Annotated in this window: 22 protein-coding genes, 1 pseudogene and 1 other annotated feature (1 of these 24 only partly in view); of the genes and pseudogenes, 21 read left to right on the forward strand and 2 right to left on the reverse strand. The window is 41.2% G+C overall.

Going from position 1 to position 19260, the window contains the following annotated elements:
* Window positions 1–58, forward strand: a binding site (T-box leader); it begins 151 nt to the left of the window's first position.
* Between the two features lie 81 nt (window positions 59–139).
* The 13 genes and pseudogenes from alaS to BK049_RS15145 all read left to right on the forward strand — a co-directional run bounded on the left by alaS (window position 140) and on the right by BK049_RS15145 (window position 12782).
* The gene (gene alaS / locus BK049_RS15085) at window positions 140–2776 is read left to right on the forward strand and encodes an alanine--tRNA ligase (RefSeq protein WP_008358525.1); all 2637 of its coding nucleotides are present in this window, start codon (window positions 140–142) and stop codon (window positions 2774–2776) included.
* An 88-nt stretch (window positions 2777–2864) separates the two neighbouring features.
* On the forward strand, window positions 2865–3131 hold the full coding sequence (locus BK049_RS15090) for an IreB family regulatory phosphoprotein (protein ID WP_008358522.1): 267 nt from the start codon (window positions 2865–2867) through the stop codon (window positions 3129–3131).
* A 3-nt stretch (window positions 3132–3134) separates the two neighbouring features.
* Window positions 3135–3551: a Holliday junction resolvase RuvX gene (gene ruvX, locus BK049_RS15095; protein WP_008358520.1), complete on the forward strand. Its 417-nt coding sequence runs from the start codon at window positions 3135–3137 to the stop codon at window positions 3549–3551.
* A 15-nt stretch (window positions 3552–3566) separates the two neighbouring features.
* The gene (locus tag BK049_RS15100; RefSeq protein WP_008358518.1) at window positions 3567–3845 is read left to right on the forward strand and encodes a DUF1292 domain-containing protein; all 279 of its coding nucleotides are present in this window, start codon (window positions 3567–3569) and stop codon (window positions 3843–3845) included.
* 179 nt (window positions 3846–4024) lie between these two features.
* A pseudogene (locus tag BK049_RS15105) lies at window positions 4025–4267 on the forward strand (acetyl-CoA C-acyltransferase); the annotation flags it as partial.
* A 73-nt stretch (window positions 4268–4340) separates the two neighbouring features.
* Window positions 4341–5423: an endolytic transglycosylase MltG gene (gene mltG, locus BK049_RS15110; RefSeq protein ID WP_071168868.1), complete on the forward strand. Its 1083-nt coding sequence runs from the start codon at window positions 4341–4343 to the stop codon at window positions 5421–5423.
* A gap of 213 nt (window positions 5424–5636) precedes the next feature.
* On the forward strand, window positions 5637–6302 hold the full coding sequence (locus BK049_RS15115; protein WP_008358513.1) for an O-methyltransferase: 666 nt from the start codon (window positions 5637–5639) through the stop codon (window positions 6300–6302).
* Window positions 6299–7228 (forward strand): peptidase U32 family protein, encoded by a 930-nt coding sequence (locus BK049_RS15120; protein ID WP_008358511.1) that lies wholly within the window; start codon window positions 6299–6301, stop codon window positions 7226–7228. Before BK049_RS15115 ends, BK049_RS15120 begins: the two co-directional genes overlap by 4 nt.
* A 20-nt stretch (window positions 7229–7248) precedes the next feature.
* A complete protein-coding gene (locus tag BK049_RS15125) occupies window positions 7249–8517 on the forward strand; it encodes a peptidase U32 family protein (protein ID WP_008358509.1) in 1269 nt (422 codons plus the stop codon).
* 7 nt (window positions 8518–8524) lie between these two features.
* Window positions 8525–9157, forward strand: coding sequence for a uridine kinase (gene udk, locus BK049_RS15130; RefSeq protein ID WP_008358507.1), 633 nt, complete (start codon window positions 8525–8527; stop codon window positions 9155–9157).
* A 628-nt stretch (window positions 9158–9785) separates the two neighbouring features.
* Entirely contained in the window at window positions 9786–10259 is a 474-nt protein-coding gene (gene greA, locus BK049_RS15135) for a transcription elongation factor GreA (protein WP_008358505.1), read from the forward strand.
* 50 nt (window positions 10260–10309) lie between these two features.
* Entirely contained in the window at window positions 10310–12052 is a 1743-nt protein-coding gene (locus BK049_RS15140) for a peptidoglycan D,D-transpeptidase FtsI family protein (RefSeq protein ID WP_071168869.1), read from the forward strand.
* A 67-nt stretch (window positions 12053–12119) separates the two neighbouring features.
* The gene (locus BK049_RS15145; RefSeq protein WP_008358502.1) at window positions 12120–12782 is read left to right on the forward strand and encodes a YrrS family protein; all 663 of its coding nucleotides are present in this window, start codon (window positions 12120–12122) and stop codon (window positions 12780–12782) included.
* A gap of 39 nt (window positions 12783–12821) precedes the next feature.
* Here the strand turns inward: BK049_RS15145 and BK049_RS15150 are convergent, their stop codons facing one another.
* Window positions 12822–13025 (reverse strand): YrzA family protein, encoded by a 204-nt coding sequence (locus BK049_RS15150; RefSeq protein ID WP_008358500.1) that lies wholly within the window; start codon window positions 13023–13025, stop codon window positions 12822–12824.
* 186 nt (window positions 13026–13211) lie between these two features.
* Here BK049_RS15150 and BK049_RS15155 point away from each other — a divergent pair, with 186 nt between their 5' ends.
* The 7 genes from BK049_RS15155 to BK049_RS19590 all read left to right on the forward strand — a co-directional run bounded on the left by BK049_RS15155 (window position 13212) and on the right by BK049_RS19590 (window position 18084).
* Window positions 13212–13853, forward strand: a complete 642-nt coding sequence (locus tag BK049_RS15155; RefSeq protein WP_008358498.1) for a class I SAM-dependent DNA methyltransferase — start codon at window positions 13212–13214, stop codon at window positions 13851–13853.
* 15 nt (window positions 13854–13868) lie between these two features.
* Window positions 13869–14564, forward strand: a complete 696-nt coding sequence (gene mtnN, locus BK049_RS15160) for a 5'-methylthioadenosine/S-adenosylhomocysteine nucleosidase (protein WP_008358496.1) — start codon at window positions 13869–13871, stop codon at window positions 14562–14564.
* 243 nt (window positions 14565–14807) lie between these two features.
* A complete protein-coding gene (locus tag BK049_RS15165) occupies window positions 14808–15731 on the forward strand; it encodes a PLP-dependent cysteine synthase family protein (protein ID WP_008358494.1) in 924 nt (307 codons plus the stop codon).
* Window position 15732: 1 nt separating this feature from the next.
* Window positions 15733–16881, forward strand: a complete 1149-nt coding sequence (locus BK049_RS15170) for a bifunctional cystathionine gamma-lyase/homocysteine desulfhydrase (protein ID WP_008358492.1) — start codon at window positions 15733–15735, stop codon at window positions 16879–16881.
* A 72-nt stretch (window positions 16882–16953) separates the two neighbouring features.
* Window positions 16954–17184: a YrhC family protein gene (locus BK049_RS15175; RefSeq protein ID WP_083381135.1), complete on the forward strand. Its 231-nt coding sequence runs from the start codon at window positions 16954–16956 to the stop codon at window positions 17182–17184.
* A 444-nt stretch (window positions 17185–17628) separates the two neighbouring features.
* Complete coding sequence (locus BK049_RS15180; protein ID WP_008358488.1) at window positions 17629–17763, forward strand: YrzI family small protein; 135 nt, start codon at window positions 17629–17631, stop codon at window positions 17761–17763.
* Between the two features lie 159 nt (window positions 17764–17922).
* A complete protein-coding gene (locus tag BK049_RS19590) occupies window positions 17923–18084 on the forward strand; it encodes a hypothetical protein (protein ID WP_155887861.1) in 162 nt (53 codons plus the stop codon).
* 44 nt (window positions 18085–18128) lie between these two features.
* Here BK049_RS19590 and BK049_RS20190 read toward each other — a convergent pair whose 3' ends face one another.
* Complete coding sequence (locus BK049_RS20190; RefSeq protein WP_008342643.1) at window positions 18129–18254, reverse strand: YjcZ family sporulation protein; 126 nt, start codon at window positions 18252–18254, stop codon at window positions 18129–18131.
* A 267-nt stretch (window positions 18255–18521) separates the two neighbouring features.
* Here BK049_RS20190 and BK049_RS15185 point away from each other — a divergent pair, with 267 nt between their 5' ends.
* Window positions 18522–19124: a class I SAM-dependent methyltransferase gene (locus BK049_RS15185; protein WP_071168871.1), complete on the forward strand. Its 603-nt coding sequence runs from the start codon at window positions 18522–18524 to the stop codon at window positions 19122–19124.
* Window positions 19125–19260 lie beyond the last annotated feature (136 nt).

Consider the following 19260-nt stretch of genomic DNA (forward strand, 5'->3'; position numbering starts at 1 on the left):
GTGATAGACGAATAGGTCTATAATCAGGGTGGTACCGCGAGAACATCTCGTCCCTGTGTAAGTAATTGTATGCTTGCATAGGGCGGGATGTTTTTTCGTTTGTGTGAAGATTGATGAAATGAAAAGGGAGGATTTTTGAATGAAAACTTTAACTTCAGCTCAAGTACGTCAAATGTTTTTAGACTTTTTTAAAGAAAAAGGACATGCTGTCGAACCGAGTGCGTCTTTAGTACCTCACGATGACCCAACACTTTTATGGATTAACAGCGGAGTTGCGACATTAAAGAAATACTTTGATGGCCGCGTTGTGCCTGACAATCCGCGTATTTGCAACGCACAAAAATCGATTCGTACGAATGACATTGAAAATGTAGGGAAAACAGCACGCCATCATACGTTTTTTGAAATGCTCGGCAACTTCTCGATTGGTGACTATTTTAAAGAAGAGGCCATCGAATGGGCTTGGGAGTTCCTCACAAGTGACGAGTGGATTGGTTTTGATCCGAATTTGTTATCTGTTACGGTACATCCAGAGGATGAAGAAGCGTATGTTCTTTGGAGAGATAAAATTGGTATCCCTGAAGAACGGATTATTCGTCTAGAGGGGAACTTCTGGGATATTGGCGAGGGGCCAAGTGGTCCGAATACAGAAATTTTCTATGACCGCGGCGAAGCATATGGTCACGATATAAACGATCCAGAATTATATCCAGGCGGGGAAAATGAGCGTTATCTAGAAGTGTGGAATCTCGTTTTTTCTGAATTTAACCATAATCCAGATGGTACATACACGCCGCTGCCGAAGAAAAACATTGATACAGGAATGGGTCTTGAACGTATGGTCTCTGTCATTCAGAACGTGCCAACGAACTTTGACACCGATCTATTCATGCCGATTATCCGTGCAGTAGAAACGATTTCTGGAGAAAGCTATGGTGAGTCGAAGGAGAAGGACACAGCCTTTAAAGTCATTGCTGACCACATTCGAACAGTTGCCTTTGCTGTCAGTGACGGAGCACTACCTTCTAACGAAGGCCGCGGCTATGTATTAAGACGTTTGCTGCGCCGTGCTGTGCGTTATGCAAAAACGATCCATATCCACCGTCCGTTTATGTATGATCTAGTACCAGTTGTTGCGGAGATCATGAAGGACTTCTATCCAGATGTTCAGGCAAAAGAAGAATTTATTGCAAAAGTAATCAAAAATGAAGAAGAACGTTTCCATGAAACACTGAATGAAGGGTTAGCCATTTTGTCAGAAGTGATCAAAAAAGAAAGAGACAATGGCAGCTCACAAATTTCAGGTGAAGATGTGTTTAAGCTGTATGACACATACGGATTCCCTGTCGAGCTCACAGAAGAATATGCAGAAGATGAGAACATGACAGTCGATCGAGAAGGCTTCCAGGCAGAGATGGAGAAGCAGCGTGAACGCGCGAGAAATGCAAGACAAGATGTCGGCAGTATGCAGGTTCAAGGCGGGGCTTTAGGCGATATTAAAGCCGAAAGCACGTTTGTTGGTTACGAAAACTTAACTGCGGATTCTCGTATTATCGAATTGCTTCAAAACGGTGAAATTGTCGCAGAAGCACACGAAGGGGAAACGGTACAAATCTTATTAGATGAAACGCCTTTCTATGCGGAAAGCGGCGGACAAGTTGCGGATAAAGGGACGTTAAAAAGTGCCGAAGTCATCATTGACATCAAAGATGTGAAAAAGGCGCCAAACGGTCAGCATGTCCATGAAGGGGTCGTCGTAAGCGGTACCGTTCAAAAAGGAATAGAAGTGACTGCAGAAGTCGAATCAGCTCTTCGAAAAGGCATTGTGAAAAATCATACAGCGACGCATCTATTGCATCAGGCGCTCAAAGATGTATTAGGCAGCCACGTCAATCAAGCAGGTTCACTTGTGAACGAGAACAGACTTCGCTTTGATTTCTCTCACTTTGGACAAGTGACAAAAGAAGAATTGTCACAGATCGAAAAAATCGTCAACGAAAAGATTTGGGAAGGGATTTCGGTTGCGATTGACCTGAAGCCAATTGCTGAAGCAAAAGAAATGGGCGCAATGGCGCTGTTTGGCGAGAAGTATGGCGATATCGTCCGTGTTGTGCAAGTAGGCGATTACAGCATCGAGTTATGCGGCGGCTGTCACGTTCAAAACACTGCGGAGATCGGTTTGTTTAAAATTGCATCTGAATCGGGTATTGGTGCTGGAACACGCCGTATCGAAGCTGTCACAGGCAAAGGGGCTTATGAAGAATTAAATGACCAGTTGGCCATTTTAGAGCAGGTAGCGAGTGTGCTGAAATCAAATACGAAAGATGTACCAAAACGCATCGCTTCCTTGCAGGCCGATTTAAAAGAGGCTCAAAGAGAAAACGAATCCCTTCTTGCGAAATTAAGTCAGGCAGAAGCAGGCTCTATTTTAGAAAAAGTAACAGAAGTCGGCGGAGTAAAAGTGTTAACGGAAAAAGTAAACGCCAAAGACATGAACCATTTAAGAACAATGGTCGATGACTTAAAAGCCAAATTAGGTTCAGCTGTCATTGTACTTGGATCCGTTCAAAATGGAAAAGTAAACATTTCAGCAGGTGTGACAAAAGACGTTATTGAAAAAGGTCTCCATGCAGGAAAGCTTGTCAAGCAGGCAGCTGAAATCTGTGGAGGCGGCGGAGGCGGACGCCCAGATATGGCACAAGCAGGCGGGAAACAGCCAGAAAAGCTTGAAGAAGCATTAGCAACTGTCGAAGAATCTGTCAAATCCGTTTTATAATCAGTCAATGTAGTGTAGAATAATGGTATTAGATGAGCGGTTAGAAAAAGCTTGCTAGTAGAATGTTGGAAGAGAGGTGCAAGAAGCAGTGAGTTCATTTGATAAGACAATGAAGTTTAACTTCTCTGATGATTCAGCTGAAACCAATGTGAATGAAGTGCTCATTACAGTTCATGACGCACTCCAAGAAAAAGGATACAACCCGATCAATCAAATTGTCGGATACTTGCTGTCAGGCGACCCTGCTTATATTCCAAGACATCAGGATGCACGCAACCTAATTCGTAAACTAGAACGAGACGAATTAATTGAGGAATTGGTTAAATCGTACTTAGAGACACATAAAGAGGCGTAAAACATGAGAATTTTAGGCTTAGATTTAGGCACGAAAACCCTTGGTGTTGCGATCAGTGATGAAATGGGATGGACAGCGCAAGGGATTGAAACAATTAAAATTGATGAAGCAGGCGGAGACTTTGGTCTCAGCCGCCTGTCTGAGATTATTACGCAATACGGAGCAGATAAAATTGTACTGGGCTTTCCAAAGAATATGAACGGTACGGTCGGTCCAAGAGGCGAGGCCAGCCAATCATTTGCGAAAGTGCTAGAAAACACGTACAATGTTCCTGTTGTGCTTTGGGACGAGCGCCTGTCGACAATGGCAGCGGAAAAAATGCTCATCTCTGCAGATGTGAGCAGGCAAAAGCGCAAAAAAGTCATTGATAAAATGGCCGCTGTTATGATCCTTCAAGGATATTTAGACAGCTTAAATTAAAATGAGGTGAATCAAATGGAACACGGAGAAAAGCAAATTACAATCGTTGATGATAATGGAAATGAACAGCTTTGCGAAGTACTATTTACTTTTGAAAGCGATCATTTTAACAAATCATATGTCCTTTACTATCCAATTTCTGAACAAGATAACGAAGAAATTGAAATTCATGCATCAAGCTTCACACCAAACGAAGATGGTGAAGATGGCGAGCTAGAGCCAATTGAAACGGATGAAGAGTGGGACATGATCGAAGAAACGTTAAATACGTTCTTAGATCAAGAAGAAGAATAGAACAAATAAAAGGCCTTTGAGCATGATCTAAACGATCGTTCTTCACAGGTCTTTTTTTATACTCAATATGTTAACTTTTATTTACTTTGTGTTGACATAAGTCGCTCAACTTTTTACTTATTAAAAAGAATCGAGTGAGGGGCATGAATATTGAACATTCAAGAGATGATGCAGATGGCATTAATGAAGCGTTTACGCTCAAAGTAGCACTGATTGCACTTGCGCTTGGTATACCTTATGACCGGATCAATAGAAGGGGCGGTGCGCTTTGTCTTGGGCATCCATACAGCGCCTCGGGAGCTGCTATGATGGTGAGATTATTTTACGAAGCGCACGGCTTACCGAAAGGGAGCTATGTCGTATCTGCCATTGGCAGTGGCGGCGGTGTGGGCTTAGCCGTCTTATGGAAAGTTCTGTCATGACATGCATGAGCAAGTAATTGCCGAACTCCGTCGAATCATGTACTATAAAGGCTAGATGTGAGGAGGGCCATGCATGTTTTCAGAACAAAAGAAACGACCATTTTTTAAACGAAAAATGGGGATCGTCCTGTTATCTGTACTTGCTGTGATCATCATTGCAGCATTATCAGGTTTTCTATATGTTAAATCAGCACTCGGACCGGTCGATCAAAAAAGCAAACAAACGATTAATATTCATATTCCAAATGGGACATCTGTCAGCGAGATTGCGGGCATTTTAAAAGAAAATGGGCTTATTTCAAATGACACGATCTTCACGTACTATGCAAAATACAAAAAAGCGTACGGCTTTAAAGCGGGCTATTTTCATCTCAAACAAACAATGGATGCAGATCAGCTCATTCAAAAGCTGACCTCTGGCGGTACAGATTATGCCTTTCAGCTTGTGATTCCTGAAGGGAAAAAGCTGTCTGATATTGCAACCATTATTGCGAATCAGACGAATTTCACAGCGAAGGAAGTTGAAGCGAAGCTCGATGACCCAGCGTTTATTAAAAAAATGATGAAAAAATACCCGAAAACGGTGACGTCACAGGTGAACGGAAAACAGATCAAACATCCGTTAGAGGGATATTTATTCCCTGCTACGTATCCGTTTTATCGCGAGGATGAATCACTCGAAACGATCATTGACACCATGATTAAACAAACAGATCAATATGTGAAAACGTATGAAAAAGACATGAAAAAGCGAAACATGTCCATCCATGATGTATTAACGATGGCATCGCTGATTGAAATGGAAGCAACCGAAAAGACAGACCGGGCAAAAATCTCAAGTGTGTTTTATAATCGGCTGAAAAAGGATATGCCGCTTCAAACAGATCCAACGATTCTTTATGCACTTGGGGAGCATAAGTCGCGCGTCTATTACAAAGACCTAAAGGTGAAATCTCCTTATAATACGTATACCAACAAAGGACTGCCGCCAGGTCCGATTGCAAATGCTGGTGAATCTTCTTGGAAAGCAGCACTCCATCCAGAGAAAACAGATTTTGTTTATTTCCTAGCGAAGAAAAATGGAGAAGTCGTCTTTACGAAAACGTTAAATGAGCACAACAAAGCGAAAGCGAAATACATCACAGGCAGCAATTAACGCCCATGTGAGAGGAAAAAGACTGTAGACAATTGTTTAGATTGCCTACAGTTTTTCTCGTTGGAATATCTATTTTATAGATTCGCAATTACCACTTCTTTGTGGTAAAATATATCGGGTTGTTTTTACTTAGATGAACGAAAGATTGACGAGAAAGAGAGCTGCAGCAGGCAGGACTCTTCTTTTTCAGGTCATGAAGGAGCTAGACATATAATGACAATCGAAGATGATCAAATAAATGATTATATTGAACATTTAATTGAGCCGAGTCCTGATGCAATCGCTCAATTAGAGGAATATGCAAAAGAGCATCATGTGCCAATTATGGAAAAGGTGAGCATTGAACTTTTACTGCAGCTCCTTTCCTTGAAAAAGCCGAAGAAGATTCTTGAGGTTGGAACAGCCATTGGCTATTCTGCGATTCGAATGGCGTCAGCTCTGCCAGATGCTGAGATTTACACGATTGAGCGAAATGCGAAACGGTATGAAGAAGCGACGAGGAATATTGAGGAATTACATTTCAAAGATAGAATTCACGTGTTCTTTGGCGATGCCATGGAATCGGCTAAAACAGTCCAGACGATGGCGCCATATGATGTCATTTTCATTGATGCGGCAAAAGGACAGTATCAACGCTTTTTCGAGCTGTTTGAACCGATGCTGTCTGATGACGGAATGATTATCACAGACAACGTATTATTTAAAGGTTTAGTTGCGACGAATTATGAAGAAGACATTGAAGATAAACGGAAAAAACAATTAATAGGAAAAATTGATCGATACAATCAATGGCTGATGTCAAACCCTGATTACCAAACATGTATCATTCCTGTTGGAGATGGGATCGCGATTAGTACAAAAAGAGGTGACCAATCATGAAAAAACCAGAATTGCTTGTGACGCCAAGCAAGGTATCGGATGTACTGCCACTAATTGAGGCGGGAGCAGACGCATTTTTAATCGGCGAACAAACATACGGGATTCGTCTTGCAGGTGAGTTTTCAAGAGAAGATGTGAAACAAACGGTTCAGCTCGCACATGCACATCACAAAAAAGTATATGTGGCAATGAATGCGATCTTTCATAATGACCGGGTTCAACTGCTTGGAGATTATTTAACCTTTCTCGATGGATTAAACGTGGATGGTGTGGTCTTTGGAGACCCGGCAGTGATTATGGCTGCAAAGGAAACGGGGGTGAGCCTGAATCTTCATTGGAGTACAGAAACGACTGGGACCAACTATTACACTTGTAACTACTGGGGCAGAAAAGGCGCAACGCGTGCTGTTCTTGCCAAAGAACTCAATATGGACAGCGTGATCGACATCAAAGAAAACGCTGAAGTGGAAATTGAAATCCAAGTCCACGGCATGACATGTATGTTCCAATCGAAACGTACACTCATTGGCAACTACTTTGAATATCAAGGCAAGCAAATGAACGTGGAAGGCAGAAATATGGAGGAAGGACTATTCCTTCACGACGAGGAGCGTCAAAACAAATATCCTATTTTTGAGGATAAAAATGGCACACACATTATGAGTCCAAATGATGTATGTATGATTGACGAATTAGAAGAATTTGTCGACGCAGGCATTGACTCTTTTAAAATTGACGGAATTTTAAAGTCACTTTCATATATGACAGAGGTGACATCACTATATCGAAAAGCAATCGATTTACTCACAACTGACAAAGAAGCCTATGAAGATCAGAAAGACGAGTGGGTACAGCGAATTGAAGAGATTCAGCCTGTCAACCGCCCAATCGATACAGGATTCTTTTTTAAAGAAACGGTTTATTAATAGAAAAGGAGGCAGAAGAAATGACACTTTTAAAGGATGGAATTTCTGAGATGATTGATGGAAAACGTGTCATTACGAAAAAACCAGAACTGCTTGCACCAGCAGGAAACTTGGAAAAGCTGAAAATTGCTGTACATTATGGAGCAGACGCTGTCTTTATTGGCGGGAAAGAATTTGGACTGCGTTCAAATGCAGATAACTTTTCAATTGAAGAAATGGCAGAAGGCGTCGCATTTGCAAATAAATACGGTGCGCGAATTTATGTGACAACGAATATTTTCGCCCACAATGAAAATATGGACGGGCTGGAAGAATACCTACAAGGGATTGAAAGTGCTGGTGTAGCGGGCATTATTGTTGCTGATCCACTCATCATTGAAACGTGCAAACGCGTGGCACCAAAGCTTGAAGTTCATTTGAGCACCCAGCAATCTCTTTCAAATTGGAAAGCGGTTCAGTTTTGGAAGGAAGAAGGGCTTGAGCGTGTGGTTCTTGCACGTGAAACAAGTGCCCAAGAGATTAGAGAAATGAAAGAAAAAGTCGATATTGAAATCGAAACGTTCATTCATGGTGCAATGTGTATTGCTTATTCTGGCCGGTGCGTCCTTAGTAACCATATGACAGCGAGAGATTCGAACCGCGGCGGTTGCTGTCAATCTTGCCGCTGGGATTATGACCTTTATAAACTAGAAGGCTCTGAGGAATCACCGCTGTTCAGCGAAGAAGACGCACCATTTGCAATGAGTCCGAAAGACTTAAAGCTGATCGAATCCATACCGCAAATGATCGAAATGGGGATTGACAGCTTAAAGATCGAAGGACGAATGAAATCCATTCATTATGTGGCTACGGTCGTGAGTGTGTATCGTAAAGTCATTGATGCTTATTGTGCTGATCCAGACCATTTTGTTATTCAGCAAGAATGGTTAGACGAATTAGATAAATGTGCCAACCGTGACACAGCACCTGCCTTTTTCGAAGGTGTACCAGGAACGGATGAACAAATGTTTGGCGTACACGGAAAGAAAACGACATTTGATTTCGCAGGTCTTGTGCTCCATTATGATGAAAAAGAACAAATCGTTACCTTGCAGCAACGTAATTTCTTTAAACCAGGCGATGAAGTTGAATTCTTCGGTCCCGAAATTGAAAATTTCACCTGCAAAATTGATACCATTTGGGACGAAAAAGGAAACGAGCTTGATGCTGCTCGTCACCCGCTTCAAATTGTGAAGTTTAAGCTTGATCAAAAAGTATACCCTAGCAACATGATGAGAAAGGGGAAATAACCAGCACATGGGGAAAAAACCAGTGGTGATTGGCATTGCGGGCGGCTCGGGTTCAGGTAAAACGAGCGTCACCAATTCGATCTATGAAAAATTTAAAGGACATTCAATCCTCATGCTTCAGCAAGATTTATATTATAAAAATCAAAGTCATATGCCATTTGAAGAGCGCCTGCTCACAAACTATGATCATCCGCTTGCATTCGACAATGACCTGATGATCGAGCATGTAGAACAGCTGCTAAGGTACGAGTCCATTGAAAAACCAATTTATGATTTTAAACTAAACACACGTTCAGAAGAGACAGTACATGTTGAACCGAAGGATGTCATCATCGTTGAAGGGATCTTTGCGCTTGAAAATGAGCGTCTTAGAAACTTAATGGATATTAAACTGTATGTGGATACTGATGCAGATCTTCGAATCATTCGCCGTATTTTACGCGATACGAAAGAAAGAGGCAGGTCTATTGATTCAGTGATTGAACAATACGTATCTGTCGTCAGACCGATGCATAATCAATTCATTGAACCGTCAAAACGATATGCAGACATCATCATCCCAGAAGGCGGCCAAAATCATGTGGCCATTGATTTAATGGTGACAAAGATTCAAACGATTCTTCAAAACCGCGGAGAGTAGATGAAAAGACCTTTACACTGTAAAGGTCTTTTCAGCATAATAATCACGTAGAAAAGATACGTAACCTGCTAGTAGATTTTCGTTCAGCATTGGAGAAGCATACCTTGCATGCAAGATTTGATATGATAGGAAAACAATCATTCGAAGCGGAAGTGGAAAAATGGCGATGGTAAGCTGAACGTTGTAGTGATTCCTAGTTTGTAAAAGTATATTAAAAAAACGACAAACAAATCATCACAAATTTTCAAACAATTCTTGATCAAAATGCAATTTTGTAATAATATAGCATAGACATATCGTACACTGACCATATTATGTATTGGAAGTTGGAGAATGGATAAGCTATTCTTCTACATATGATCGAAATGGCCGAACGAGGTACAGGAGCTTCCTGTGCCTTTCCACAGTTTGTGCGATAAAGATAAATGATCTTTAGACCGCTGCTGGGTCCTGCTAGATAAAAGGCATAATAGTTGCATCTAAAAGGGACGCCATGTAAGATGGACTTTTACGAATATGGGACAGACGGAATGAGGGCCTGAACGTGTCCTCATTCTTGTATATTTCAGTCGTCACTCACATGCAGAAAGCTTGCATGATGAGGATTAATAGAAGGAGTGAATGATTCATGGCACAAGAGAAAGTATTTCCAATGACAGAAGAAGGAAAGCGTAAATTAGAAGAAGAGCTTGAATATTTGAAAACGGTTAAACGTAAAGAGGTTGTAGAGCGTATTAAAATTGCTAGAAGCTTTGGGGACCTCTCTGAAAACTCGGAATATGATTCTGCGAAAGAAGAGCAAGCGTTTGTAGAAGGCCGTATTACTACGCTTGATAATATGATTCGTAATGCCAAAATTATCGAAGATGAAGGGAATTCAAATGTTGTTTCACTTGGTAAAACGGTGACATTCGTTGAATTGCCGGATGGAGAAGAAGAATCTTATACAATTGTCGGAAGTGCAGAAGCTGATCCGTTTGAAGGCAAAATTTCAAACGACTCACCAATTGCGAAAAGCCTGTTAGGTAAACAAGTAGATGACAAAGTTACCGTTCAAACACCAGGCGGAGAAATGTTCGTCCAAATTGTAAAAATTTCATAATCACGTTTATACGATAAACACCTCGTCCACAATAGGGACGAGGTGTTTTTATGCGCAAAAAAAGAAGAATTCAATGGACGGGTGCCATTATATTTATATTATTGCTCGCTCTTCTGATCAGATTGGCAGAAATCCAGCTGTTTTTCACAGAATCTTTTTCAAAGCTTGATATCAATTTGATACAAGAAAGTGTCAAACAGCGGACAGAAGAAGTGGTCATTTCAGACGGACGTGGCGAGTTTTTAGATCGAAACGGCGAGGCACTTCTCACAAAAGAAGAGCCAGCGGTCATCATCTTTCCTTTCCTCCAATATGACCTTCCTCACTTAAAGCAAACGGCTTTGATTCTTGAGATGGAAGAAGATGAACTGAAAAGGCAGCTGACAGAAACGAAAAAACCACTGATTTTAAAAAATGACATCACGAAAAAAAAGCTCAAAGACATCAATGAGATGAAATATTCAGGTGTTTATGGCGTATATATGAAAGAGAAGGACAAAAAAAGACTGGCCCTTCACACATTAGGCTTCACAAGCGAGAATCCAGAACTCTTAAGAAAGCGTTATCCTGAAAAAAAAGAGCTTTCAATCCGAACCGAAATCGGTACATTTGGGCTAGAAAGTACATTTGACGAATTTCTATTACCCGAGCAAGACACAAAATTGTTATATCATGTGGACGGAAGGGGAAACCCTTTGTTTGGGATGGACGTCAAATATACAGCAGAAGCTCATTCGTTTTATCCGCTGCAGGTTCAGACAACCATGGATGAAGACATGCAAGCTGAAATGGAGAATGTTCTAAAAGAACAAGCCGTCGAAAAAGGCGGAGCTGTTCTGCTCGACATTCAAAACAGCAGTGTGCTGGCGATGGCGAGTGTTCCAAATGTCACGAGTAAAAACCGGCATGAGGCAAGAAATTACATGCTGACTGCGATGGCACCAGGCTCTGTATTTAAAACGGCCGTGCTTGCCGCAGCGATCGAAAAAAACCTAGACAAGCCACAAACGATGTATGATTGTCGAAAGAATTTATATGGAGAGCCAGAAGGAAAACAGGAAGTGCTGAATTTGTCTGAGAGCTTTGCGCAAAGCTGTAATTATACCTTTGCGACACTCGCTGATCAGCTCATTCAAACAGATGATCAAATCATTGAAAAGACAGCTTCAAAGCTTGGGCTAGTCGATCGAGTGGGCTGGGAAGGGGATGTATACCATAAGCAGCAATTCAAACAGTTTGATCGTGAAGAAACAGGCAGTGTGTGGGGAGATAAAAGAGACAAGCATGTCAAAAAAGCCATTGCACAAACGGCAATCGGTCAAAAAAATGTTAAAACAACTCCCTTGCAAATCGCCAATATGATGGCAACGATTGCAAGGGGCGGAGAACGAAAAGAAGTGAGAATTGCAGATAAAGTGCTGTATCAAAACGGAACAACGATGCTGTCCTTTCAAAACAAACAGCCTGAAGGCGAGAGCATTGACCGCTATACAGCTCAAAAATTGCAAAAGTACTTAAGTCAGGTGGTGACGTCTGACAAAGGAACAGGCAGGAGGTTTCAAGATCTGCCATTTCATGTAGCGGGGAAGTCAGGCACTGCCCAAACAGGCAGTAAAGATAAAAAGGGGGATCCGCTTTATCATAAATGGTTTGCTGGATACTTTCCGGTAGAAAAGCCAAAATACGCCCTTGTGGTTGTTCATCTCGATGAGACAAGTGGCCGTGCTAAGACAAATGAAGCGTTTTATGATATTGTAAAAAAGGTCAATGAAATTGAAAAGAAACAGACATAGAACATCCCTTCATGTCATGTTAGAATAGTAACGACTTAGGGAACAGAGGCAAAGGAGTGCAGAGATTTTGAGTAGAAATTCTCGATTTGAACATCGTGATAAGCGCAGAAAGGCGAATATGGTGCTTAACATATTAATTGGTATCGTTGTGGTGCTTATTTTGGTTGTCGCATCGAGTTTGTTAATTTTTAATAAGCCAACGAAAGATGTAGCAGACGCACCATCAAAAACGGCACCTGCTTCAAGTGAAAATAAACAAAACTCACAAGAAGATGTGAAAGATCAAAAGAAAGATACATCCGATGATGCAGATACAAAAAAAGATGATTCATCTGATCAAGACGAAGATACAAAGAAAACAGATGATGAAGAAAAGACGAACAAAGATGCGTTAAAAGACGCCAAAGTAACAGATGGCGGCAAAACAAGTGACGTAGACAAAACATATGAAAACGATGACTGGGAGCCTGTAGGAACAGAGCAATCCGGTTCACATACAGCGACCTATGATTCTAACTCAAAAGACTGGAAAGAAATGATCAAAGCCATGTCCTATGCGACAGGAATTTCAGAAGATCAAATGACTGTTCTTTGGTTAGGAAATAACGGAGGGCCTCAAGATGCAAAAGGAACCATCCGTGATAAATCAACAGGTGAACGCTACCGTGTAGAAATTACATGGGTGGATGAAAAAGGCTGGAAACCTGTGAAGGTTGAAAAATTAAAATAAACATGAAAAAAAGATAGCGGACATGCTATCTTTTTTTATTTAGACATTCGCTTTAAAATGAACAACCGCTGTATACAAAATCCGGTCATCAATGACGGTCGTTTGATGACTCACTGAATGAACAGTCAGCAGGATCGCCTGATTATGTTCAATTTGTTTTTGGATCTTTTGTTCAAGTTCTTTTAAAGATGCTGCTTCAAAAAATTCAATTTTGTCCTTTAAAAAATCCAGTTGAAAATCCATTTCATTCACCCCTTCACGCTCTAGAATCATCATAATCTCTTCCTTTCAAAAGGGCAAATATTTTTCTACCCCTCCCAGTATTTTTTAGTAGGAAAGAATCAGAAGATGTGGTAGGATAGGAACTGTTCAACGGATTAAAACATACTATACGCATAGGAATAAATAGATAAAGTGGAGGGAAAGAAAATGGGACGTGAGTTTCTTTCTTTATTTGATCATTGGGCTGAGTCTTATGATGACACAGTCAGTGGTCACGACGAGCAGTATGAAGAAGTGTTTCGCGGGTATCCGGCTATTCTAAAAGAGATTGCTCGCCGTTCAGGTCAACATGTTCTTGAGTTTGGAAGCGGTACTGGAAATCTAACCGCGGCGCTTCTTAAAGCAAATAAAAAAGTGTTTGGCGTTGAACCTTCTGAGGCGATGAAGAAAGCGGCTCTTCAAAAGGGAGTACCAAATGTATTTCATGATGGAGACTTTTTATCGTTTCCAGCCCCGCCTTTTGAACCTGATACGGTCGTCAGTTCATATGCTTTCCATCATTTAACGGATGAAGAAAAAAAACAAGCCATTCACACCTATGGCAACATCCTTCCCTCAGGTGGTAAAATAGTCTTTGCTGATACAATGTTTCAAAATCAAGCAGCACATCAAGCTGAAATCGACAAGGCGAAAGCCGCTGGATTCGATCAGCTTGCAGAGGATTTAGAAACAGAATACTATCCATCTATTGATGTGCTAAAGCAAATCTTTGAAGAAGAAGGTTTTAGCACATCCTTTCAACAAATGAATGATTTTGTGTGGATCGTAGAAGCGAAGAAAAGGGAATGAAAGGATGTTTTTGATTTGAAAATCGCAGTCATAGGTGCAATGGAAGAAGAAGTGACGATTTTAAGAGATCAACTAAAGAATGCCACACAAGAAAACATCGCTGGGTGTGAATTTACAACAGGTGTTTATGAAGATAAAGAAGTGATTTTATTAAAATCAGGCATAGGAAAAGTAAATGCTGCGGTCAGCACAACACTTCTGCTTGACCGCTTCCAGCCAGATTATGTGATCAATACAGGATCTGCTGGCGGTTTTCATCACTCATTAAATGTAGGTGATATTGTCATATCGACAGATGTTAGACATCATGATGTGGATGTGACAATCTTTGATTACGAATATGGACAAGTGCCAGGGCTGCCGGCTGCTTTTATTGCCGATGAAAAGCTTGTGAAGCTGGCAGAGGAAGCTGCTTTAGAAATCGATCATATTCAAGTGGCAAAAGGAACGATTGCAACAGGAGATTCATTTATGAATGATCCTGACCGTGTAGCGTTTGTCAGAGAGAAGTTTCCAGAGCTATATGCGGTGGAAATGGAAGCAGCAGCCGTTGCGCAAGTTTGCCATCTGTTTGGAACGCCATTTGTGGTCGTTCGAGCGCTATCTGATATTGCGGGGAAAGAATCCAATATTTCCTTTGATCAATTTCTTGAGCAAGCAGCAATTCACTCAACAGACCTTGTCCTGCGTATGATAAAGCAAACACAATAAAAGAAGGGGTTTCCCCCTTCTCAGATTGTTGACAAAGGGCTAAAATGCTCTTTATTTTAGCCCTTTGTCTTCTTTTCAGCGTGAACTGAAAACCTTTGCAGTCTAGGAAGGACGAGTACCGGCGCGGAGCGAATTTGACATTCGTGAGCACCGGCACGCAGGACTGACAAAGAATGCGAGGGTTTGTCTACACGCTGAGAAGGGGTTTCCCCCTTCTTTTCCATGCAAAGGAAGGGAAAAAATATGGCTGTCATACATGATATTACGGAATTAATTGGTCACACACCACTTTTAAAGCTGTCAGGCATTGGCGTGCCAGCAGGTGTTGATGTTTATGCAAAGCTTGAAATGATGAACCCAGGCGGAAGTATTAAGGATCGTTTAGGTGATATGCTGATGAAAGAAGCACTGGCATCGGGCAAACTGCGGCCAGGCGGAACCATTATTGAAGCAACTGCGGGAAACACAGGCATCGGGCTTGCGCTAAGTGCAAGGAAGCATCAATTACGCACCATTTTCTGTGTGCCAGAACACTTTAGTCAAGAGAAACAACAACTCATGAAGGCGCTTGGTGCAGAGATTATTCATACACCAAGAAAAGATGGAATGAAGGGTGCGATTGATCGAGCCCTTGAACTAGAGGCAAGTCTTGACAATGCGTATTGTGTTTTGCAATTTAAAAACCAAGTAAATCCATTGACTTACTATAAAACACTTGGGCCAGAAATATGGTCTGATCTGCAAGGGAACATAGATGTATTCGTAGCAGGAGCGGGCTCTGGCGGGACGTTTCAAGGATGTGCCGCCTATTTAAAGGAGCAAAATAAAGCGTTAAAAACGGTTGTTGTGGAACCAGAAGGATCAATTTTAAATGGCGGAAAGCCGGGCCCGCATAGAACGGAAGGAATTGGCCTTGAGTTTATTCCAGATTATATGGAATCGTCTTTATTTGATGAGATTTATACCGTCAGTGACGACGATGCTTTCCGAATGGTGAAAGAAGCGGCTGAAAAAGAGGGCGTTCTGATCGGAAGCTCATCTGGTGCTGCTTTATTTGCCGCCTTAGAAGAAGCAAAAAAGGCAGCACCTGGGACAGTCATTGTCACCATTTTTCCTGATAGCAGTGAGCGCTATTTAAGTAAAGGCATTTATGAGGGAGGAAATTAAAATGAAACCAAAAACAATGATGATTCACAGCGGAACAACTGGTGATGAAAAAACAGGAGCCGTGTCTGTTCCCATTTACCAAGTGAGCACCTATAAGCAGCCAAAAGCAGGCGAACATACAGGATATGAATATTCCAGAACAGCGAACCCTACAAGAACAGCACTGGAATCGGTCATTCGTGATCTCGAAGGGGGAGCAAACGGCTACGCATTCGGTTCAGGGATGGCTGCGATTACAGCAGTGATGATGCTGTTTAACAGCGGGGATCATATCGTACTGACAGACGATGTATACGGCGGAACCTATCGCGTGATCACAAAGGTGTTAAACCGGATTGGCATTGAAGCCACATTTGTTGATACAAGTGATCCTGAAGCGGTGAAAAAAGCGATTTTGCCAGAAACAAAAGCTGTCTACATTGAATCACCGACCAATCCACTACTCAAAATGACCGATCTACAAGCTATCAGCCGCATTACAAAAGCAGCCAACATTTTAATGATTGTAGATAACACATTCTTCACACCGTATTTCCAAAAGCCGATTGAATACGGGGCTGACATTGTCTTGCACAGCGCCACAAAATATTTAGGCGGCCATAGTGATGTCGTAGGCGGACTTGTCGTGACAGCCACTGAAGAACTTGGTGAAGAACTGCACTTTGTTCAAAATTCTACAGGCGGTATTCTCGGGCCGCAAGATGCATGGCTTCTGATGAGAGGGATGAAAACGCTTGGACTAAGAATGGAAGCACATCAACAAAATGCGCAGAAAATTGCTGAGTTTTTAGAACAACATCCTGCCATTACACGTGTCTATTATCCAGGTTTAAGCGCTCACCCAGGTCATGAGCTTGCGAAAACACAAGCAACAGGCTTTGGTGGTATGATCTCTTTTGATATTGGAAACGAAGAAAATGTCGATGTGTTTTTAAGTCAGCTTAAGCTGTTTACAATCGCAGAAAGCCTTGGAGCGGTCGAAAGTTTAATCTCTGTTCCTGCTCGAATGACTCATGCATCCATTCCAAAAGAGCGCAGGGAAGAGCTTGGCATCACAGATGGTTTAATTCGTATTTCTGTCGGTATTGAGGATATTGATGACTTATTACATGATATCGAACAAGGGCTGGACGCACTAGCGAATGGATAGATTTACATGCCCCTCGCTTTCTCTCACTATGTTAAGCTATGAATAGACATGGATAACGGGAAGGTGAAACAAGTGAAGAAAAAGTGGAGTGGTTTAGTGACAGATTATAAGCAATACGCTTTTATTTTGCTTGCTGTCAGCACCTTTTTATATATTGGTACGATTTTACCTAATCAGCACATTGAAACATCTCCAAAAATGCTGATGATGGCAGTGGATTGTGTTTTCTTAATAGTCGCTTTTCTTTGTGTGAAACGCGCGATCTTTTTTCAAAAAAAGCTGCAAGAACTAGATGAAGATTAATTCGTAAAGTCTCCTCATGTGATGAGGAGGCTTTTTTTATGGCATTGGACAATTGGACAAGAATGACTGTAGAAATTTAGTCAAACACACAAAAATCATCTCATTTACTAAAAACAGGTTTACAAAATGGTGCTTGCTGGATATACTTACAAAGTAATTAAAAACGTAAAGGAGGCTGAAGAATATGTTATTCGTATCTACTTGTGATCAACTCAACAAACAATTTCATTATGTCATCAGCCTGTGGAAGAGCTCGTGTCCTTCCTTTACCTTTTACGGTGCACGCTTCAAAACTGTTTAAGTAAACGAGGATTTCACGTATCATCCATCGCAGGTTGAAAGACACTGTCTTTTGATCTGCATTTTTGTGTGCCCGCAGGTCAACTGATAAAGAAGATCTGCGGGCTATTTCGCGTGCTGCGAACTGAAGGGAGGTGAGCGTATATGACAATCCATTTATTTTTTATTACATTGACGATCCGGCGAAAATACAAAGACATTGAAACAGTTCTTTATGAACAACAAGTCGAATCCTTTTATGAAGAAATGAAGCAGAAACAATTAAAGTATATGAACTAAGAAGGAAAAGAAAAAGATGAAAAGGAGGAGATTGACATGTTTATGATGCTGGCAATGCTTGATTGTTATACAAGGGAGAAGGACCAGGTTTAGACACGCTCCACATTGATCATCCGCACATATGATAACCGTAAAAGGAGATTGTGAGGTGATCAATGAATGTCGATGTCACCATATATGAGGTTTCCGTCAGTGGGGCACGGGTATGCGTCTATTCCGCATTCTTTAAAGCACGGGTACGGCAATCCATACAGATTGCAAAGAGAGCAAGAGGAAATGCTCAGACGCTATATGTACACATATCCAACCTATTGGTATTAAAGAAAAGGAGCAGGAAAACGTCATCGTTTCCTGCTCCTTTTACATTAGCAAATCCAGCTTGCACCGATGATGATTAACAAAATGAACAGTACAACAAGCAACGCGAATCCGCCTGCAAAACCGCCACCGTAGCCACCGCAGTAGCCTCCAGAATAACCGCCAAAGCCCATAATCTAGCACCACCTTTATCTAATCAAGATACATTCATAAAATATGCAGCTCATGCAGAAAACGAAATCAATCTGAGCATAATTAATGAAAATGCCTATTCGTTAAAATATTTTTCATCACGTGCGAAACATTTTCATAAAAGGTGCCGTCTAATAAAGGACAAAGAAATTAGGACTAGGTCTTAATTTTTGTTAGGTGAGAGCCGATATGAAAAGTAAGAAAATTCGTAAATAGCTTTATTTACTGATGCAAAGCAGGTGTTAACATTGATTCAAAGCTGGATTGGAAAACAAATGAGGGAACCAAAAGGCTTGTTCTCAAAATGGGTTGCCCGCTATATGGAAAAAAATCATCATAATATCAATCAATGGACGATTCAACTCTTAAATATACAAGAAAATGACCGAATTTTAGAAATTGGTACTGGAAGAGGTATGACTTTATCAAAAGTAGCAGAAAAACTCGATCGAGGAAAAGTATATGGAGTCGATGCTTCTCGTCATATGGTGAAATACGCAAAAAGAAAAAATAAGAGGCTTGTAGAGCAGGAAAAAGCCGTTATCACACTTGGAAAAGCTGAGCAATTACCTTTTGAAGACAGATCATTCAATAAATTGTTTACAGTGCAGACCATCTATTACTTGTCAGACATAGAGCAAGTAATGAAAGAGGTGTACCGCGTTCTTCAAGTGGATGGAGAGGTATTCCTCTCTTTTCAAAAGCAGGATCTCATGAAGGAACAAAAACGTTCAAAGTCCGTTTCGACATACAGTGAACAAGAAATCAGCCGCCTCTTTTCAGCGTATCACTTTAGAGACGTTTCTGTTTATCACTATGATACATATATCTGTATCAAAGCCTTAAAATGATGAAAATATTTCCCAGGTAATGAACAAGCAATCAACAAAGAGGCTCTTCGTCAGAGGAGCCTCTTTTTGCGTGGGATGAAATCCATCGTTCGGCAATAAAAAAGACTCTTCATAAAAAGAGCCTTTTGGATTCATT

The sequence above is a fragment of the Bacillus xiamenensis genome, from assembly GCF_001857925.1.
GTDB lineage: Bacteria > Bacillota > Bacilli > Bacillales > Bacillaceae > Bacillus > Bacillus xiamenensis.

What these genes read in the sequence shown, in the direction of transcription:
- alaS (WP_008358525.1), top strand. Translation starts at nt 140, where the DNA reads ATGAAAACTTTAACTTCAGCTCAAGTACGTCAAATGTTTTTAGACTTT.
- ruvX (WP_008358520.1), top strand. Translation starts at nt 3,135, where the DNA reads ATGAGAATTTTAGGCTTAGATTTAGGCACGAAAACCCTTGGTGTTGCG.
- BK049_RS15100 (WP_008358518.1), top strand. Translation starts at nt 3,567, where the DNA reads ATGGAACACGGAGAAAAGCAAATTACAATCGTTGATGATAATGGAAAT.
- mltG (WP_071168868.1), top strand. Translation starts at nt 4,341, where the DNA reads ATGTTTTCAGAACAAAAGAAACGACCATTTTTTAAACGAAAAATGGGG.
- BK049_RS15115 (WP_008358513.1), top strand. Translation starts at nt 5,637, where the DNA reads ATGACAATCGAAGATGATCAAATAAATGATTATATTGAACATTTAATT.
- BK049_RS15120 (WP_008358511.1), top strand. Translation starts at nt 6,299, where the DNA reads ATGAAAAAACCAGAATTGCTTGTGACGCCAAGCAAGGTATCGGATGTA.
- BK049_RS15125 (WP_008358509.1), top strand. Translation starts at nt 7,249, where the DNA reads ATGACACTTTTAAAGGATGGAATTTCTGAGATGATTGATGGAAAACGT.
- udk (WP_008358507.1), top strand. Translation starts at nt 8,525, where the DNA reads ATGGGGAAAAAACCAGTGGTGATTGGCATTGCGGGCGGCTCGGGTTCA.
- greA (WP_008358505.1), top strand. Translation starts at nt 9,786, where the DNA reads ATGGCACAAGAGAAAGTATTTCCAATGACAGAAGAAGGAAAGCGTAAA.
- BK049_RS15140 (WP_071168869.1), top strand. Translation starts at nt 10,310, where the DNA reads ATGCGCAAAAAAAGAAGAATTCAATGGACGGGTGCCATTATATTTATA.
- BK049_RS15150 (WP_008358500.1), bottom strand. Translation starts at nt 13,025, where the DNA reads ATGGATTTTCAACTGGATTTTTTAAAGGACAAAATTGAATTTTTTGAA.
- BK049_RS15155 (WP_008358498.1), top strand. Translation starts at nt 13,212, where the DNA reads ATGGGACGTGAGTTTCTTTCTTTATTTGATCATTGGGCTGAGTCTTAT.
- BK049_RS15165 (WP_008358494.1), top strand. Translation starts at nt 14,808, where the DNA reads ATGGCTGTCATACATGATATTACGGAATTAATTGGTCACACACCACTT.
- BK049_RS15170 (WP_008358492.1), top strand. Translation starts at nt 15,733, where the DNA reads ATGAAACCAAAAACAATGATGATTCACAGCGGAACAACTGGTGATGAA.
- BK049_RS15180 (WP_008358488.1), top strand. Translation starts at nt 17,629, where the DNA reads ATGACAATCCATTTATTTTTTATTACATTGACGATCCGGCGAAAATAC.
- BK049_RS19590 (WP_155887861.1), top strand. Translation starts at nt 17,923, where the DNA reads ATGTCGATGTCACCATATATGAGGTTTCCGTCAGTGGGGCACGGGTAT.
- BK049_RS20190 (WP_008342643.1), bottom strand. Translation starts at nt 18,254, where the DNA reads ATGGGCTTTGGCGGTTATTCTGGAGGCTACTGCGGTGGCTACGGTGGC.